Annotated in this window: 19 protein-coding genes; 12 read left to right on the forward strand and 7 right to left on the reverse strand. The window is 59.6% G+C overall.

Annotation, left to right across the window (positions count from 1 at the left end):
* Nucleotides 1-77 precede the first annotated feature (77 nt).
* Both ftsB and ispD read left to right on the forward strand, forming a co-directional pair.
* The gene (gene ftsB / locus C5F71_RS18995) at nt 78-356 is read left to right on the forward strand and encodes a cell division protein FtsB (protein WP_029297251.1); all 279 of its coding nucleotides are present in this window, start codon (nt 78-80) and stop codon (nt 354-356) included.
* A complete protein-coding gene (ispD, locus tag C5F71_RS19000; protein ID WP_029297249.1) occupies nt 353-1,060 on the forward strand; it encodes a 2-C-methyl-D-erythritol 4-phosphate cytidylyltransferase in 708 nt (235 codons plus the stop codon). The genes ftsB and ispD overlap by 4 nt, the downstream gene beginning before the upstream one ends.
* 127 nt (nt 1,061-1,187) lie before the next feature.
* Here ispD and C5F71_RS19005 read toward each other — a convergent pair whose 3' ends face one another.
* Nucleotides 1,188-2,084 carry a LysR substrate-binding domain-containing protein gene (locus C5F71_RS19005; RefSeq protein WP_104911722.1) on the reverse strand — a complete coding sequence of 299 codons (897 nt, stop codon included), beginning with the start codon at nt 2,082-2,084 and terminating at the stop codon, nt 1,188-1,190.
* A gap of 109 nt (nt 2,085-2,193) precedes the next feature.
* Between C5F71_RS19005 and C5F71_RS19010 the strand changes: the two genes are divergently transcribed.
* The 8 genes from C5F71_RS19010 (at nt 2,194) to rpoS (ending at nt 9,312) form a co-directional block, all read left to right on the forward strand.
* Nucleotides 2,194-3,306, forward strand: a complete 1,113-nt coding sequence (locus C5F71_RS19010) for an S-(hydroxymethyl)glutathione dehydrogenase/class III alcohol dehydrogenase (protein ID WP_029297245.1) — start codon at nt 2,194-2,196, stop codon at nt 3,304-3,306.
* 8 nt (nt 3,307-3,314) lie between these two features.
* Nucleotides 3,315-4,160: an S-formylglutathione hydrolase gene (gene fghA / locus C5F71_RS19015; RefSeq protein ID WP_104911723.1), complete on the forward strand. Its 846-nt coding sequence runs from the start codon at nt 3,315-3,317 to the stop codon at nt 4,158-4,160.
* 54 nt (nt 4,161-4,214) lie between these two features.
* Nucleotides 4,215-4,688, forward strand: a complete 474-nt coding sequence (gene ispF / locus C5F71_RS19020) for a 2-C-methyl-D-erythritol 2,4-cyclodiphosphate synthase (protein ID WP_029297241.1) — start codon at nt 4,215-4,217, stop codon at nt 4,686-4,688.
* Entirely contained in the window at nt 4,685-5,743 is a 1,059-nt protein-coding gene (truD, locus tag C5F71_RS19025) for a tRNA pseudouridine(13) synthase TruD (protein WP_104911724.1), read from the forward strand. Before ispF ends, truD begins: the two co-directional genes overlap by 4 nt.
* Nucleotides 5,731-6,480, forward strand: a complete 750-nt coding sequence (gene surE, locus C5F71_RS19030) for a 5'/3'-nucleotidase SurE (RefSeq protein ID WP_029297237.1) — start codon at nt 5,731-5,733, stop codon at nt 6,478-6,480. Before truD ends, surE begins: the two co-directional genes overlap by 13 nt.
* Nucleotides 6,481-6,521: 41 nt before the next feature.
* A complete protein-coding gene (locus C5F71_RS19035) occupies nt 6,522-7,157 on the forward strand; it encodes a protein-L-isoaspartate(D-aspartate) O-methyltransferase (protein WP_169865481.1) in 636 nt (211 codons plus the stop codon).
* A gap of 211 nt (nt 7,158-7,368) precedes the next feature.
* Nucleotides 7,369-8,202 carry a peptidoglycan DD-metalloendopeptidase family protein gene (locus C5F71_RS19040; protein WP_092234027.1) on the forward strand — a complete coding sequence of 278 codons (834 nt, stop codon included), beginning with the start codon at nt 7,369-7,371 and terminating at the stop codon, nt 8,200-8,202.
* A gap of 105 nt (nt 8,203-8,307) precedes the next feature.
* Nucleotides 8,308-9,312, forward strand: a complete 1,005-nt coding sequence (gene rpoS / locus C5F71_RS19045) for an RNA polymerase sigma factor RpoS (protein ID WP_038446486.1) — start codon at nt 8,308-8,310, stop codon at nt 9,310-9,312.
* A gap of 133 nt (nt 9,313-9,445) precedes the next feature.
* Here rpoS and C5F71_RS19050 read toward each other — a convergent pair whose 3' ends face one another.
* Nucleotides 9,446-9,655 (reverse strand): cold-shock protein, encoded by a 210-nt coding sequence (locus tag C5F71_RS19050; protein WP_002554837.1) that lies wholly within the window; start codon nt 9,653-9,655, stop codon nt 9,446-9,448.
* Between the two features lie 392 nt (nt 9,656-10,047).
* Between C5F71_RS19050 and dcd the strand changes: the two genes are divergently transcribed.
* Entirely contained in the window at nt 10,048-10,614 is a 567-nt protein-coding gene (dcd, locus tag C5F71_RS19055; RefSeq protein WP_003219273.1) for a dCTP deaminase, read from the forward strand.
* A gap of 107 nt (nt 10,615-10,721) precedes the next feature.
* Nucleotides 10,722-10,919: a hypothetical protein gene (locus C5F71_RS19060; RefSeq protein WP_029297182.1), complete on the forward strand. Its 198-nt coding sequence runs from the start codon at nt 10,722-10,724 to the stop codon at nt 10,917-10,919.
* A gap of 174 nt (nt 10,920-11,093) precedes the next feature.
* Here C5F71_RS19060 and C5F71_RS19065 read toward each other — a convergent pair whose 3' ends face one another.
* The 5 genes from C5F71_RS19065 to C5F71_RS19085 are packed head-to-tail and all read right to left on the reverse strand — an operon-like array spanning nt 11,094 to nt 15,278.
* Nucleotides 11,094-11,858 carry an ABC transporter ATP-binding protein gene (locus C5F71_RS19065; protein WP_092234033.1) on the reverse strand — a complete coding sequence of 255 codons (765 nt, stop codon included), beginning with the start codon at nt 11,856-11,858 and terminating at the stop codon, nt 11,094-11,096.
* A 13-nt stretch (nt 11,859-11,871) separates the two neighbouring features.
* Nucleotides 11,872-12,990 carry a succinylglutamate desuccinylase/aspartoacylase family protein gene (locus C5F71_RS19070; RefSeq protein ID WP_104911725.1) on the reverse strand — a complete coding sequence of 373 codons (1,119 nt, stop codon included), beginning with the start codon at nt 12,988-12,990 and terminating at the stop codon, nt 11,872-11,874.
* Nucleotides 12,991-12,999: 9 nt separating this feature from the next.
* Nucleotides 13,000-13,710 carry an ABC transporter permease gene (locus C5F71_RS19075; protein WP_029297172.1) on the reverse strand — a complete coding sequence of 237 codons (711 nt, stop codon included), beginning with the start codon at nt 13,708-13,710 and terminating at the stop codon, nt 13,000-13,002.
* Nucleotides 13,707-14,435 (reverse strand): ABC transporter permease, encoded by a 729-nt coding sequence (locus C5F71_RS19080; protein ID WP_029297170.1) that lies wholly within the window; start codon nt 14,433-14,435, stop codon nt 13,707-13,709. Before C5F71_RS19080 ends, C5F71_RS19075 begins: the two co-directional genes overlap by 4 nt.
* Nucleotides 14,436-14,495: 60 nt before the next feature.
* The gene (locus C5F71_RS19085; RefSeq protein WP_029297169.1) at nt 14,496-15,278 is read right to left on the reverse strand and encodes a transporter substrate-binding domain-containing protein; all 783 of its coding nucleotides are present in this window, start codon (nt 15,276-15,278) and stop codon (nt 14,496-14,498) included.
* Nucleotides 15,279-15,457 lie beyond the last annotated feature (179 nt).

Genomic DNA, 15,457 nt, shown 5'->3' on the forward strand with positions numbered 1-15,457 from the left:
TTCTTCCAGGCTTCGTGCTATCAGTTGCTTCAAAAGTTTTGCATGGCTGTCTTTTTTCACTGGATACCCGATATTCGATGCGCAGTCCCAATTGGTTGTTCCTCGTCTTGCTCTTGCTGCTGGCTGGCCTGCAGTACCGCCTTTGGGTGGGCAATGGCAGCCTGGCGCAGGTAACCGACCTGACCCAGCAAATTGCCGCGCAGCACGCCGAGAACGAGGTGTTGCTGGAGCGCAACCGTGTACTCGATGCCGAAGTGCTTGAGTTGAAAAAAGGCATGGAGACCGTCGAAGAGCGGGCTCGTCATGAATTGGGCATGGTCAAGGAGGGCGAAACCCTCTACCAGTTGGCCCAATGAGTTCCTGTTTGCCGGCCTTCTGGGCCGTGATTCCTGCAGCGGGCGTCGGTGCCCGTATGGCCGCAGACCGTCCCAAGCAGTATCTGCAGTTGGGCGGGCGCACTATTCTTGAACACAGCCTGGGCTGTTTCCTCGACCATCCGAGCCTCAAGGGGCTGGTGGTCAGTTTGGCTGTGGATGATCCTTATTGGCCAAGCCTGGCGTGTGCTGGCGACCCGCGCATCCAGCGCGCGGACGGTGGTTCGCAGCGTTCAGGCTCGGTACTCAATGCGTTGCTGCAACTCAATGCCTTGGGCGCCAGCGATGACGACTGGGTGCTGGTGCACGATGCCGCACGGCCGAACCTGAGCCGCGAGGACCTCGACACGTTGTTGGCGGAGTTGGCGCACGACCCTGTAGGCGGCTTGCTGGCTGTGCCGGCCCGCGACACCCTCAAGCGTGTCGACAAGCACGGGCGGGTCGTGGAAACCATTGACCGCAGCCTGATCTGGCAAGCCTACACGCCGCAAATGTTTCGCCTGGGTGCGCTGCATCGTGCCTTGGCCGATAGCCTGGTGGCCGACGCAGTTATCACCGACGAAGCCTCGGCCATGGAATGGTCCGGCCAGGCGCCGCGTCTGGTGGAAGGGCGCGCGGACAATATCAAGGTGACCCGGCCAGAGGACCTGGAGTGGCTCAGGTTGCGATGGGCCAATCGTAGCTAGTCAGTTACACCGAGTTGACTCTATCGCAGGCAAGCCAGCTCCCACACTTGACTGCATATACTTACTGGAATGCGGCCAAGTGTGGGAGCTGGCTTGCCTGCGATGAGGCCGGGCCTGACACTCCAGATCACCCGCCATACTCCGGCCGCCCAGCCAGCCCTTCCTTTAGGTAATCCACTAACTTGCGCACCTTCGGCGACAAATGCCGCTGCTGCGGATACAGCGCCCACACTGCGGTATTTGGCGGTTGATGGGCCTCAAGCAGTGAAAACAGCGCCCCGCTGTGCAAGTGCTCCAGCACGTAATAATCCGGCAACTGACACAACCCCACCCCCTGCAGCGCCGCATCCAGCACTGCCTGCCCACTGTTGCAGCGCCAGTTTCCCTGCACCCTTTGGGAGAATTCGCGCCCATCCTGGGCCAATTGCCAAATATCCGAGCTGCCGATCAGGCAGTTATGCCGGCTCAGTTCCGACAAGCTATGTGGGCGTCCATACCTTTCCAAGTACGACGGCGACGCGCACAGATACATGCGGCGCGGTGCCAGGCGGCTGGCGACCATTCGCGAGTCCTGCAGGCGCCCCAGGCGAATCGCCAGGTCCAGGCCTTCATGCACCAGGTCGAGCGGGCGGTTGCTCAGTTCGATATCCACCCGCAATTGCGGATACAGCCCCATGAAGCGTGTAACCAGTGGCACGATAAAACGTTCGCCATAGGCCACCGCGCAGGTCATGCGCAACATGCCCTTGGGCTCGCTGGTCAGGTCGCCCACGGCGCGCAAGGCTTCTTCACGCCCGTCTTGCAGGCGCTGGCAATGCTGGAGGAAGGTCTGGCCGGCCTCGGTCAGCGTCACCCGCCGGGTACTGCGATAGAGCAAGCGGGTTTGCAGGCGCTCCTCCAGGCGTGCCACCTGGCGGCTGATATGCGACGAAGACACTCCAAGACGTTCTGCCGCGGCGGTGAATTGGCTGCATTCGGCCACCGCGACGAATTCATCGATGCCTTCCCAGCGGTTCTCCAGCATGCAGATTGTCCCTGTATGGCAATAATGTTTTGCTTTTGCCTGGATTATTAATCAGTGGGCCATGTTTTACACTGCCCGTCTCACTTTTCAAGCCCCTGGAGAAACCCGGATGATCAAGTCACGCGCCGCTGTCGCCTTTGAAGCCAAGAAACCGCTGGAGATCGTGGAAGTGGATGTGGCCATGCCCAAGGCTGGCGAAGTCCTGCTGCGTGTGGTCGCTTCCGGGGTTTGCCATACCGATGCCTACACCCTGTCGGGTGCCGATCCTGAAGGTATTTTCCCGTCGATCCTGGGCCACGAAGGCGGCGCAGTGGTCGAAGCCATTGGCGAGGGTGTGACCTCGGTAGCGGTGGGCGACCACGTGATCCCGCTGTACACCCCGGAATGTGGCAAGTGCAAATTCTGCCTGTCGGGCAAGACCAACCTGTGCCAGGCCATCCGCGCAACCCAGGGCAAAGGTCTGATGCCGGACGGCACCACGCGTTTTTCCTACAAGGGTCAGCCGATTTTCCACTACATGGGGACTTCGACCTTTTCCGAGTACACCGTGCTGCCGGAAATCTCCGTGGCCAAGATTCCTAAAGAAGCCCCGCTGGAAAAAGTCTGCCTGCTGGGTTGTGGTGTCACCACTGGCATCGGTGCGGTGATCAACACCGCCAAGGTCAAGCCGGGCGATACCGTTGCCATCTTCGGCCTGGGCGGGATTGGCTTGTCGGCTGTGATCGGCGCGGTGAAAGCCAAGGCCGGTCGTATCATCGCCATCGATATCAACCCGGCCAAGTTCGAGATTGCCAAGCAACTGGGCGCCACCGATTGCATCAACCCGAAAGACTACGATCGCCCGATTCAGGATGTGATTGTCGATTTGACCGACGGCGGCGTGGACTTTTCCTTCGAGTGCATTGGCAATGTGCAACTGATGCGCGCAGCGCTTGAGTGCTGCCACAAAGGCTGGGGCGAGTCGGTGATCATCGGTGTCGCCGGTGCCGGTCAGGAAATTGCCACCCGTCCGTTCCAACTGGTGACCGGCCGCGTCTGGCGCGGTTCGGCATTCGGTGGCGTGCGTGGCCGCAGCGAGTTGCCAAGCTACGTGGAAATGGCCCAGACCGGCGAAATCCCCCTGGATACCTTCATCACCCACACCATGGGCCTGGAAGATATCAACAAGGCTTTCGACCTGATGCATGAAGGCAAGAGCATTCGCACCGTCATCCATTTCTGAGGTCGGCCATGAGTCTGGAAAACCTGTCATGCCAGAAGAGCTTCGGCGGCTGGCACAAGCGTTACAAGCATCATTCCGAGGTGCTGGACTGCGACATGACCTTCGCCGTCTACCTGCCGCCCCAGGCGGAGCAGGGCGGCAAGCTGCCGGTGTTGTACTGGCTGTCGGGGCTGACCTGCACCGATGAAAACTTCATGCAGAAGGCTGGCGCGCATCGTGTGGCGGCCGAGCTGGGAATGATCATCGTCGCGCCGGATACCAGCCCTCGTGGGCCGGGTGTACCGGGTGATCCGGACAACGCCTGGGACTTTGGCTTGGGGGCCGGGTTCTACCTGAATGCCACGCAGGAACCTTGGAGCAAGCATTATCGGATGCACGACTATGTCGTGCAGGAATTGCCGGCGTTGGTTGAAGCGCATTTCCCGGCTTGCGACAAGCGCGGCATCAGTGGCCACTCCATGGGCGGGCACGGTGCGTTGGTGTGTGCCTTGCGCAATCCGGGGCGCTATCAGTCGGTGTCGGCCTTTTCGCCCATCAATAATCCGATGGATTGCCCTTGGGGCCAAAAAGCCTTTTCTCGCTACCTGGGGGAAGAGCGCTCCAAGTGGCGCGAATGGGACGCCTGCGTGCTGATCAGCGAAGCCTCGCAAAAGCTGCCATTGCTGGTGGATCAGGGCGATCGCGACGACTTCCTGGTCACCCAACTCAAGCCCGAGGCCTTGTTGCAGGCTGCCAAGGCGGCGGGCCATCCGCTGGAGCTGCGCCTGCAACCGGGCTATGACCACAGCTACTTCTTTATCGCCAGCTTCATCGAGGACCACTTGCGTCATCATGGACGTGCTTTGCTCGGTTAATGTCCGGCAAAAGTAGGTAGAATCACGCCCTGAATTAAATCGGGGCGTTTTTTTATGCGTATTGGCCACGGCTATGATGTGCACCGTTTCGCCGAAGGCGACTTCATCACCCTGGGCGGCGTGCGCATTGCGCACCACCATGGGTTGCTGGCTCATTCCGACGGCGACGTTGTGCTGCATGCCTTGAGCGATGCCTTGCTCGGCGCAGCGGCGTTGGGGGATATCGGCAAACACTTTCCGGACACCGACCCCACTTTCAAGGGCGCGGACAGCCGCGTGCTGCTGCGGCATGTGGTCGGCCTGATCCATGCCAAAGGCTGGAAGGTCGGCAATGTCGATAACACCATCGTTGCCCAGGCGCCAAAGATGGCGCCGCATATCGAATCGATGCGCGCCGTGATTGCCGCCGACCTGCAAATAGAACTGGATCAAGTCAACGTGAAAGCCACCACTACCGAAAAGCTCGGGTTTACGGGTCGTGAAGAGGGCATCGCGGTGCACTCCGTCGCCTTGTTGTTGCGCGCATGAACGACCTGCAATTGTTGGGCCCTAGGGCCTATGGCGAGGCTCTGGGCAGCGCGGCGCTCAAGGCCACGGCCGAAGATTTCCAGGTGGATGAAGTGCTGGATATCCCGCTGACTGGCGAGGGTGAGCACCTGTGGTTGTGGGTCGAAAAGCGCGGGCTGAACACTGAAGAGGCTGCGCGGCGCATTGCCAAGGCGGCCGGTGTGCCGTTGCGCACTGTCAGCTATGCCGGCCTCAAGGATCGCCAGGCGCTGACGCGCCAGTGGTTCAGCGTGCAGTTACCGGGCAAGGCCGATCCCGACTTGAGCGCGGCGCAAAACGACACCCTGAAGATTCTCAAGACCGCTCGCCACAAACGCAAGTTGCAGCGTGGTGCACATTCGGCCAACGGTTTTACCCTGCGCCTGACCCAACTGGCGGGCGACCAGGCTGCTATCGATGCGCGCCTGCAATTGATCGCCAAGCACGGGATTCCCAATTATTTCGGCTCCCAGCGCTTTGGCCACAACGGCGGCAATGTCGTCGATGCCCGCGACTGGGCGGCCCGCAAGGCGCTGCCGGAGCAACGCAATGTGCGTTCGCGCCTGCTGTCGACGGCGCGCAGTTTTGTATTCAATAAAGTGTTGGCGGCGCGGGTTGCCGATGGTTCGTGGCAGCGGGCCCAGGTCGGTGACCTGCTGGCATTCACCGACAGTCGCAGCTTTTTCCCGGCCGGGGAGGCGGAGTGCAGCGATCCACGCCTGGCGATCCTCGACCTGCATCCCACCGGCCCGCAATGGGGTGAAGGCGATTCGCCCGCCACTGGCGCCACCCATGCACTGGAGCAAGCGGTTGCTGCGAGCGAGGCGGACCTGTGCGATTGGCTGGCCAAAGCCGGCATGAGCCAGGAACGTCGCATTCTGCGACTGCCCATTGGCGGGTTGACGTGGCATTATCCCGAGACTGACATTCTGCAATTGGAATTCGTCCTGCCGGCCGGATGCTTCGCCACTGTCTTGGTGCGCGAGCTTGTTGATCTGGTGCCGGTGGGGCAGACGGACAGCCCATGCGTATTCTGATATCTAACGACGACGGGGTCACCGCACCCGGCCTTGCCGCGCTTCATGCTGCGCTGGCGGATTACGCCGAGTGCGTGGTGGTTGCCCCCGACCAGGACAAAAGCGGCGCCAGCAGTTCGCTGACGCTCGACCGTCCCTTGCACCCGCAGACGCTGGCCAACGGCTTTATCAGCGTCAATGGCACGCCGACCGATTGCGTGCACCTGGCGATCAACAGCTTGCTGGCCGATGAGCCGGACCTGGTGGTTTCCGGGATCAACCTGGGCGCCAACCTGGGCGATGACGTGTTGTACTCCGGCACTGTGGCGGCGGCCCTTGAAGGGCGCTTCCTGGGGCGCACGGCTTTCGCTTTTTCGCTGGCGTCGCGGCAGGTGGATAACCTGGCGACCGCTGCGTATTTTGCGCGCAAGCTGGTCGAGGCCCACGGCACGCTGGTGCTACCGCCGCGTACGGTGCTCAACGTCAATATCCCCAATCTGCCCCTGGACCATATTCGCGGTATCCAGTTGACCCGCCTGGGCCATCGCGCGCGCGCGGCGGCACCGTTGAAAGTGGTCGATCCCCGTGGCAGGGAAGGCTACTGGATTGCCGCAGCGGGCGACGCCGAGGATGGCGGACCGGGCACGGACTTTCATGCGGTGATGCAAGGTTATGTTTCGATTACCCCGTTACAACTTGATCGCACATTCAATGATGCCTTCGGTGGGCTCGATCCCTGGTTGGAGGGGCTGCGCTGATGGCTCGTGAACAGGACGACCTGTTGCGCCGTGGCATCGGCATGACTTCCCAACGCACCCGTGAGCGTTTGATCCAGCGGCTTTACGAAGAGGGTCTGTCCAACGCCCAGGTGCTGGAAGTCATCCGCCGTACCCCGCGCCACCTGTTTGTCGATGAGGCTCTGGCCCATCGTGCCTACGAAGATACCGCGTTGCCCATTGGCCACAACCAGACCATCTCCCAGCCCTATATGGTGGCGCGGATGAGCGAGTTGCTGTTGGCTGCGGGTCCTTTGGACAAAGTGCTGGAGATTGGTACGGGGTCCGGGTACCAGACGGCCGTGCTCTCGCAATTGGTCGAGCGGGTGTTTTCCGTCGAGCGGATCAAGGTCTTGCAGGACCGGGCCAAGGAACGCCTGGTGGAGCTGAACCTGCGCAACGTTGTGTTTCGCTGGGGGGATGGCTGGGAAGGCTGGCCGGCATTGGCGCCCTACAACGGCATCATCGTGACGGCCGTCGCCACCGATGTGCCCCAGGCACTCCTCGATCAACTGGCACCGGGTGGGCGCCTGGTGATACCGGTGGGCTCGGGCGAAGTGCAGCAGTTGATGTTGATCGTGCGCGAAGAAGAAGGTTTTTCCCGGCATGTCCTGGGAGCGGTGCGTTTCGTTCCGTTACTTAATGGGCCGCTGGCCTGATCATTTGTCACGGCGCACTGAATTCTATTGCTGGGTATGTGTCTTACAGCGGGGTTCATTGAGTCAACATCAAGTTGGGTAGTTTATAAACGAGATGAATTTTTCGTTTCTACCTTGTTGCCGGTTAAAGTCTGGCAGCCAGTTATACTTGCGACATATTTCAAGCCTGATACAGGCGTTCATGTTTCAGCCACCACAAAGGGAGCGGCGGGTGAGTCTCACAGTCATTGCGCAGCGTATGAGTAAAACGAGCTTTCAGCGACTGGTGATTGGCCTTGTCTTGAGTTCCTTGCTGGCTGCCTGCTCCAGCACAGGTAGCGGCGCGCGGGTTGTCGACCGCAATAGCGCAGCACCGCAACGGCCTACGGTGACCACCGGGCAATACGTGGTGCGCAAGGGCGATACGATGTTCTCGATCGCCTTCCGTTATGGCTGGGACTACAAGGCGCTCGCAGCGCGTAACAATATTCCTGTGCCCTATACGATCCATCCGGGGCAGACCATCCGTTTCGATGGACGCACGGGTTCGGCACCCACGGCAGTTGTGACAAAATCCGGTTCCTCGGCCTCTTCTTCCAGTAAGACTACGGTCTTCACCCGGCCTGCAGGCACCGTTGCGCCTAAGGTTGCGAGCAAGCCGGCACCCGCGCCGTTGCCGCCTGCGGGACCTGCGCCGACCGGTTGGGGATGGCCCTCAAATGGCATCCTGATTGGAAAATTCTCTTCAAACGGTAGTTTGAATAAAGGCATTGATATCGCCGGGGATTTGGGACAGCCTGTTTTAGCTGCGTCTGATGGGACCGTTGTATACGCCGGGAGTGGTTTACGGGGCTACGGCGAATTGGTCATCATCAAACACAGCGATACCTACGTCAGTGCCTACGGTCATAACCGCAGGTTGTTGGTTCGGGAGGGGCAGCAGGTCAAAGTCGGACAGACAATTGCCGAAATGGGGTCGACTGGTACAGACCGGGTGAAACTGCACTTTGAGATTCGCCGCCAGGGTAAACCTGTAGATCCACTGCAATTCCTACCCCGGCGTTGATGTGTTGTCAGCCTGTTCCCTCACGTAGAAGGAACAGGCTCCAGCGTTGCCAAGGATAAAGGCGTCGCTTGAGCTTGAGGTCGAACTCACCAAAGGACTATAACAATGGCTCTCAGTAAAGAAGCGCCGGAGTTTGACATCGACGATGAGGTTCTCCTTATGGAGACCGGCATCGGTACGGAATCGATGTCGAATGAGGGACCCGCTGTACCTTCAGTTCGTACCAAGTCCAAAAACTCCACAGCGTTAAAACAGCATAAGTATATTGATTACACCCGGGCGCTCGATGCTACCCAGTTGTACCTCAATGAAATCGGCTTTTCCCCCTTGCTCACTCCCGAAGAAGAAGTCCATTTTGCGCGACTGTCGCAAAAGGGTGATCCGGCTGGGCGCAAACGCATGATTGAAAGCAACCTGCGCCTGGTGGTGAAAATCGCCCGACGCTACGTCAATCGTGGGCTGTCCCTGTTGGACCTGATCGAAGAAGGCAACCTCGGTCTGATCCGGGCCGTGGAGAAGTTTGACCCAGAGCGCGGTTTTCGCTTCTCGACCTACGCTACGTGGTGGATTCGCCAGACCATCGAGCGTGCAATCATGAATCAGACCCGGACCATCCGGCTGCCGATTCATGTCGTCAAGGAGCTGAACGTGTACCTGCGGGCGGCACGTGAACTCACCCAGAAACTTGATCATGAACCTTCGCCTGAAGAGATCGCCAACCTGCTGGAAAAACCGGTGGGAGAGGTCAAGCGCATGCTGGGTCTTAATGAGCGTGTGTCTTCGGTCGATGTCTCGCTGGGTCCGGACTCGGATAAAACCCTGCTGGACACCCTGACGGATGACCGGCCAACGGATCCGTGCGAGCTGTTGCAGGACGATGACTTGTCACAGAGTATCGACCAATGGCTTTCAGAGTTGACGGACAAGCAGCGTGAGGTGGTGATTCGCCGCTTTGGCCTGCGTGGCCATGAAAGCAGCACCCTGGAAGATGTAGGCCTGGAAATCGGCTTGACCCGCGAGCGGGTGCGGCAGATCCAGGTGGAGGGTCTCAAGCGCTTGCGGGAGATCCTGGAGAAGAATGGTCTGTCGAGCGAGTCGTTGTTTCAATAACGACGCTTGAGCCAATGTGGGAGCGGGCAAGCCCGCTCCCACATTTTTTTGTGCTCGACCATAACGACCGAATGGCAGGCATAAAAAAACCCCGCTTTTAAGGGCGGGGTTCTTTCGACTGAGTCAGTACAAGTTAGATAACTTGAACTTCTTCAGCTTGCATGCCTTTCTGACCGCGGGTAGCGATGAAAGAAACCTGTTGGCCTTCTTTCAGGCTTTTGAAGCCGTCGGATTGGATAGCTTTGAAGTGAACGAACAGGTCGTCACCGGATTGTGGAGTGATGAAGCCGAAGCCTTTTTCATCGTTGAACCACTTAACGGTACCAGTTTGGCGATTAGACATGGTGTATCTCCTTGGACAAAGTTAACTGCGACTCAGGAAAAGCCCTGGCCGAGACTGAGTGCAAAGAGCAGGAAAAATTCTTGGAGATGGTTGGATCGAAATTCAACATATCGTGTAGAGATTCTCAGTGACACAAGCAGCACAGTGGCGCCACCTTAACCCTTTTTCCGGAACGTGCCAATGGTATTTCCGAAGGTTTCTCTATTTTCGTGACTGGCGGTGCCTTTTACAGGCCTGCTGCCCTTTGATTCCGGGGCAGGGCTCGCCCCGCACGGCTGACAGTGACCGGGCTCAACTTAATCAAGAAAAACCCCCGCGTCCTTTGAACCGCGAGGCCAGCCCCGGTAAGATGCCCAACAGAATTTTCCACCTCGCTATTCAGGACACCCGCCATGAGCATCAAATCGGACAAGTGGATTCGCCGCATGGCGCAAGAGCACGGCATGATCGAACCCTTCGTCGAGCGCCAGATGCGCGGTGAGGGCGCTGAACGCCTGATTTCGTTCGGGGTTTCCAGCTACGGCTACGATGTGCGTTGCGCCGATGAATTCAAGGTGTTCACCAATATCAACTCGGCCACCGTCGATCCGAAAAACTTCGATGAAAAGAGCTTCGTCGATGTGAAGAGCGATGTGTGCATCATCCCGCCTAACTCCTTCGCCCTGGCGCGCACTGTCGAGTTTTTCCGCATCCCGCGTAATGTCCTGACCATCTGCCTGGGCAAGAGCACCTACGCGCGCTGCGGCATCATCGTCAACGTGACGCCGCTCGAGCCGGAATGGGAAGGCCACGTGACCCTGGAGTTCTCCAACACCACCACCTTGCCCGCCAAGATCTACGCCAACGAAGGCGTGGCGCAGATGCTGTTCTTCGAATCCGATGAAGAGTGCGAAGTGTCCTATAAGGACCGTGGCGGCAAGTACCAGGGCCAGCGCGGCGTCACTCTGCCACGCACCTGATAGAAACGTCTTACAGAGCAAGGGAATTTGTCAGCGGGCAGGCACTCTATTGGGTGTACTGCCTCGGCGCGTGCACAGCGCGCCGAGCCACGCTTGAGGAGTACCCTATGAAGATCGACCCGCGAATCAGCGCCGAACTTGCCCGGCTTGAACCCAACCAGATTGGTGTTCTGGCCTGGTCCTTGATGGCCGACCCCGCCGCTGGCGGCATCCCTGGCCAGCCTGACCCCGATACCCCGGAACAACCTACTGAACCTGGCGTACCGACCCTGCCGGACGAGCCACCACCCGCGCCTGTGGCTTGATACCTATGGCGAGCGGGCTTGCCCCGCGCTGGGCTGCGCAGCAGCCCTGAAACCTGACACCGCAGTTCACCTGGATAAAGGCGGCGAAGTTATCTGGACTGTGGCAAGCCCGCTCGCCACAACCAGGCCAGAGTCTGAACAACCCTTTCGCCAGGCCTCAGCGTTGTGCGCTGTTTATTTCAGGTTGCCACTCAAAAACTGCTGCAATCGCGCGCTTTTCGGGTGGTCCAGCACCTCTTGCGGGGTGCCTTCTTCTTCCACCAGGCCTTGATGCAAAAACAGCACCTGGCTCGAGACCTTGCGCGCAAAACTCATCTCATGGGTCACCATGATCATGGTCCGCCCCTCTTCAGCCAAACCCTGGATCACCTTCAATACTTCGCCGACCAGTTCCGGGTCGAGGGCCGACGTTGGCTCGTCGAACAGCATCACCTCCGGCTCCATCGCCAGGGCGCGCGCGATAGCTACCCGCTGCTGCTGGCCACCCGACAGGAACGCCGGGTACTGGTCCGCTACCCGTGCCGGCAGCCCAACCTTGTCCAGATAACGTCTGGCGCGGTCCTCGGCGTCCTTTTTGCTACACCCCAAGACCCTGCGGGGGGCCATGGTGATGTTCTCCAGCACGCTCATATGGCTCCACAGGTTGAAGTGCTGGAACACCATCGCCAGACGGGTACGCAGGCGCTGTAACTCGGCCTCGTCGGCCACGCGCATACCATGGCGGTCGCCGACCATGCGGATCGGCTGGCCATCAAGGCTCATGGCGCCATCATTGGGTTGTTCAAGGAAATTGATGCAACGCAGGAAGGTGCTTTTCCCCGAACCGCTGGCGCCGATCAGGCTGATCACATCACCGCTTTTGGCCTTTAGCGAAACCCCTTTGAGCACTTCATGGTCGCCATAGCGTTTATGCAGGCCTTCAACGGTCAATTTGTACATGGGGCGTGCATCCTCAAGGCGATAGTAAATAGCCACTGCGATAGGGCGTATGTCCGGCGACATGGGCAATCACCATGCCGGCCGTGGCCATGCGCCGCAGCGACCGGGCATACAGCAGGCCGGCGTACCGGCAATGAATGGGGCTGACGCGGTCGTGAATGGGGTCGATGACTTCGGCGACCAACTGCCCGGCCTCGAGGTATTCCCCTGGCAGCGCGTGAAACACCAGCAGGCCGCCTACAGGGGTGGTCACCGGCTCGACGGCGGCAAGCGGCGTGGCGGGGTAGGGCAACCCGGGTAGGGGCGCAGGTTCGCCGCTAATGGCGCCAAAGTGCATCAGGTAGTCGATGATCGCCTGACAGTCGAGGCTGGCCAGGCCGTGATTGACATCACCCTGGCCGCGCAACTCCAGGGTCACCGAAAAGCTGCCCAGGGGAATCGCGAAGCGTTGGCCAAACCGTTGCTGCAACTGCCACCAGAGCAGGGTGAAACACTCATCGAAGGACTGCCCGCCGGAATCGGTGGCCAACAGGCTGGCTTCGGCGCCGATGTAGCGGGCCAGCGGCTCGACCTGGGGCCAGGCCTCGGGTGTGGTGTACAGATGGGCGACGGCTTCGAAGTCGCAATGCAGGTCCAGCACCATATCGGCATCACAGGCCAGGCGTTGCAGCACAAGGCGCTGGGATTGCAGTTGCGTGGTGGGTATATGGCGGTCGAGAGCCTGGCGCAGGCTCTCGCGGATCAATGCGACGTTAAGCCGTGGATCATCCCCCAGCAGGCCTTCGACCTGATTGCCGACCTCTTCACTGAGGTCGGTAAACAGACGATTGAAGTTCTGCCCGCTCTCCAGTTCGTAGCGGCCCAGGGGAATATCCATCAATACCTGTTCCAGGCCTACCGGGTTGGCGACGGGCACCAGCACGATTTCGCTACGCAGGCGGCCGGCAGTGGCCAGTTCCGCCAGGCGCGCCTTCAAGTGCCAGGCCACCAGCATGCCGGGCAACTCGTCGGCGTGCAGCGAGGACTGGATATAGATTTTTCCTTCGGCCTGCTCTGGCCCGAAGTGGAAGCTGTGGATCTGCCGTGCGGTGCCGGGCACCGGTGCGAGGATGGGGTGAATCTGTTGCCGCATAGGGGCTCCTTAATGACCAGGCCCGAGAAAGGCCAGCCAGCGACGCTCCGCCAGACGAAACAGACCGACCAGGGCAAACGTCACGGTCAGGTAGATCAGCGCAGCGATACCAAACGATTGGAACGTGAGGAAGGTGGCCGAGTTGGCGTCCCGGGCCACTTTGAGGATGTCCGGGATCGTCGCGGTAAAGGCCACCGTCGTCGAGTGCAGCATCAGGATCACTTCATTACTGTAGTACGGCAATGAACGACGCAGGGCCGAGGGCATGATCACGTAGGCATACAGTTTCCAGCCGCTCAGGCCATAAGCTTTTGCGGCCTCGACCTCACCGTGGGCCATGCTGCGGATGGCCCCGGCGAAGATTTCCGTGGTGTAGGCGCAGGTGTTGAGGGCAAACGCAAGCAAGGTGCAGTTCATTGCGTCGCGAAAAAACGCATCCAGCACCGGCTGGGCACGAATGGCAGCCAGGCTGTAGATGCCGGTGTAGCAAATCAGCAACTGGATGTAGAGCGGCGTGCCGCGAAACAGGTAGGTGTAAAACTGCACCGGCCAGCGCACCCAGCGGTTGGGCGAGACGCGGGCGATGGATAACGGGATCGACACCACGAAACCGATGCAGAGCGAAGCCGTGAGCAACCACATCGTCATGGCCAGGCCCGTTATGTGGTTGCCGTCGCTGTAGAGGAAGGGGCGCCAGTATTCCTGCAAGAGTTCGATCATCGCACCGCCTCCCGAACGCCTGCCGCGTAACGGGTTTCCAGCCTGCGCAGGACGAAGTTTGATGCGCTGGTGATGGCCAGGTAGATCAAGGCCGCGACCACCAGGAAAAAGAACAACTGATAGGTACTTTTGCCCGCGTCCTGGGCGGCCTTGACCACGTCGGCCAGGCCGATGATCGACACCAGTGCCGTGGCCTTGAGCATCACCATCCAGTTATTGCCGATACCCGGTAGGGCAAAGCGCATCATTTGCGGGAAGGTCACGTAGCGAAAGCGCTGCCGGCGTGTGAGGCCATAAGCCGTGGCGGCCTCCAACTGGCCGCGGTGCACGGCGAGGATCGCACCGCGGAACGTCTCGGTGAAATACGCACCGTAGATAAAACCCAGGGTAATCACCCCGGCGCCGAATGGGTTGATCTCGATGTATTCCCATTCCATGTAGTCGGTGAAACTGGTCAGCCAGGTTTGCAGGCTGTAGAAAATCAGCAGCATCAGCACCAGATCCGGCACGCCGCGAATCAGGGTGGTGTAGAGCTGGGCGGGGATGCGCAACAGCGCCACGCTCGACAACTTGGCGCTGGCCCCGAGCAGGCCCAGCACGACGCTGACGGCCAGGGACAGCACCGACAACTTGATGGTCATCCAGGTGCCTTGCAGCAATAGCGGGCCAAACCCTTGCAGGCTGAACGCGCCAAGCCCGAGGGTCTGCAGCAGGTCTTCAAACATGGGGTATGCCCTTGGCCATCGATAGTGCGCCCACCCCTTGGCGGAGTGGGCGCCGCAGCATTACTTGCCGCTGTACAGGTTCAGATCGCCAAAGTGTTTTTTCTGGATGGTGGCGTAGGTGCCATCATCGTGTAACGCTTTGATACCTTTATCCAAGAGGGCTTTCAGCTCTTTGTTACCTTTTGCGATGCCCACGGCGGTCTTGGAGGGCAGCATTTCGCTGTCTACCGGCTTGCTGACTTCGTAGTCCGCGCCTTGCGGCGACTTCAAAAAGCCCAGCTCGGCTTGCAGCATGTCCTGGATCGATGCATCAAGGCGGCCCGAGGTCAGGTCGGCATACACCTGGTCCTGGTTCTGGTAGGCCTGGGTTTTTACCCCGGCTTTGTCCAGCACGGCCTTGGCATAGGCTTCCTGGATGGTGCCTTGCTCATAACCCACGGTCTTGCCTTTGAGCGACGCAATATCTTCGCTCAGGCCGGCGCCTTTCTTGAACACGTAGGAAGTGGGGCCGGAAAACAGCTCGCTGGAGAAGTCGATAACCTTCTCGCGGGCCGGGGTCACGGTCATCGACGAAATCACGCCGTCGAACTTCTTGGCTTTGAGGCCCGGGATCATGCCGTCAAAGTCGCTTTCTACCCACTTGCACTTGACCTTCAGCTCCGCACAAATGGCGTTGCCCAGGTCGATATCGAAGCCCACCAGGCTACCGTCGGCCGCCTTGGATTCAAACGGCGCGTAGGAAGGGTCCACACCAAAACGCAATTCTTTGTATTCCTTGGCCAGGGCGGTACCGGCGGCCATGCACAGAGCGAGTGCAGAAAGGGTCAGCAATGCTTTTTTCATTATGTAATCCCTGGAAACCACGATAAGCGCTTGTGGCGCGATTAGGACTGTTACTGAACGGGGTCAGGCAAATCGCAAGTAGCAATTTCTGCACCATAGTTCCGAACGGTCTTTTTAATAGGTGGGATTACGCGAAGGGTAACGTGGCAAGCGCCCGATATCGGGCGCTACATAGCTTC

Origin of the sequence: Pseudomonas sp. LG1D9 (assembly GCF_002949995.1) — a bacterium.
GTDB lineage: Bacteria > Pseudomonadota > Gammaproteobacteria > Pseudomonadales > Pseudomonadaceae > Aquipseudomonas > Aquipseudomonas proteolytica.

Excerpts from the sequence above, each read along its gene's own strand:
- ftsB (WP_029297251.1), top strand. The coding sequence starts at position 78 with ATGCGCAGTCCCAATTGGTTGTTCCTCGTCTTGCTCTTGCTGCTGGCT.
- ispD (WP_029297249.1), top strand. The coding sequence starts at position 353 with ATGAGTTCCTGTTTGCCGGCCTTCTGGGCCGTGATTCCTGCAGCGGGC.
- C5F71_RS19005 (WP_104911722.1), bottom strand. The coding sequence starts at position 2,084 with ATGCTGGAGAACCGCTGGGAAGGCATCGATGAATTCGTCGCGGTGGCC.
- C5F71_RS19010 (WP_029297245.1), top strand. The coding sequence starts at position 2,194 with ATGATCAAGTCACGCGCCGCTGTCGCCTTTGAAGCCAAGAAACCGCTG.
- fghA (WP_104911723.1), top strand. The coding sequence starts at position 3,315 with ATGAGTCTGGAAAACCTGTCATGCCAGAAGAGCTTCGGCGGCTGGCAC.
- ispF (WP_029297241.1), top strand. The coding sequence starts at position 4,215 with ATGCGTATTGGCCACGGCTATGATGTGCACCGTTTCGCCGAAGGCGAC.
- truD (WP_104911724.1), top strand. The coding sequence starts at position 4,685 with ATGAACGACCTGCAATTGTTGGGCCCTAGGGCCTATGGCGAGGCTCTG.
- surE (WP_029297237.1), top strand. The coding sequence starts at position 5,731 with ATGCGTATTCTGATATCTAACGACGACGGGGTCACCGCACCCGGCCTT.
- C5F71_RS19035 (WP_169865481.1), top strand. The coding sequence starts at position 6,522 with ATGACTTCCCAACGCACCCGTGAGCGTTTGATCCAGCGGCTTTACGAA.
- rpoS (WP_038446486.1), top strand. The coding sequence starts at position 8,308 with ATGGCTCTCAGTAAAGAAGCGCCGGAGTTTGACATCGACGATGAGGTT.
- C5F71_RS19050 (WP_002554837.1), bottom strand. The coding sequence starts at position 9,655 with ATGTCTAATCGCCAAACTGGTACCGTTAAGTGGTTCAACGATGAAAAA.
- dcd (WP_003219273.1), top strand. The coding sequence starts at position 10,048 with ATGAGCATCAAATCGGACAAGTGGATTCGCCGCATGGCGCAAGAGCAC.
- C5F71_RS19060 (WP_029297182.1), top strand. The coding sequence starts at position 10,722 with ATGAAGATCGACCCGCGAATCAGCGCCGAACTTGCCCGGCTTGAACCC.
- C5F71_RS19065 (WP_092234033.1), bottom strand. The coding sequence starts at position 11,858 with ATGTACAAATTGACCGTTGAAGGCCTGCATAAACGCTATGGCGACCAT.
- C5F71_RS19070 (WP_104911725.1), bottom strand. The coding sequence starts at position 12,990 with ATGCGGCAACAGATTCACCCCATCCTCGCACCGGTGCCCGGCACCGCA.
- C5F71_RS19075 (WP_029297172.1), bottom strand. The coding sequence starts at position 13,710 with ATGATCGAACTCTTGCAGGAATACTGGCGCCCCTTCCTCTACAGCGAC.
- C5F71_RS19080 (WP_029297170.1), bottom strand. The coding sequence starts at position 14,435 with ATGTTTGAAGACCTGCTGCAGACCCTCGGGCTTGGCGCGTTCAGCCTG.
- C5F71_RS19085 (WP_029297169.1), bottom strand. The coding sequence starts at position 15,278 with ATGAAAAAAGCATTGCTGACCCTTTCTGCACTCGCTCTGTGCATGGCC.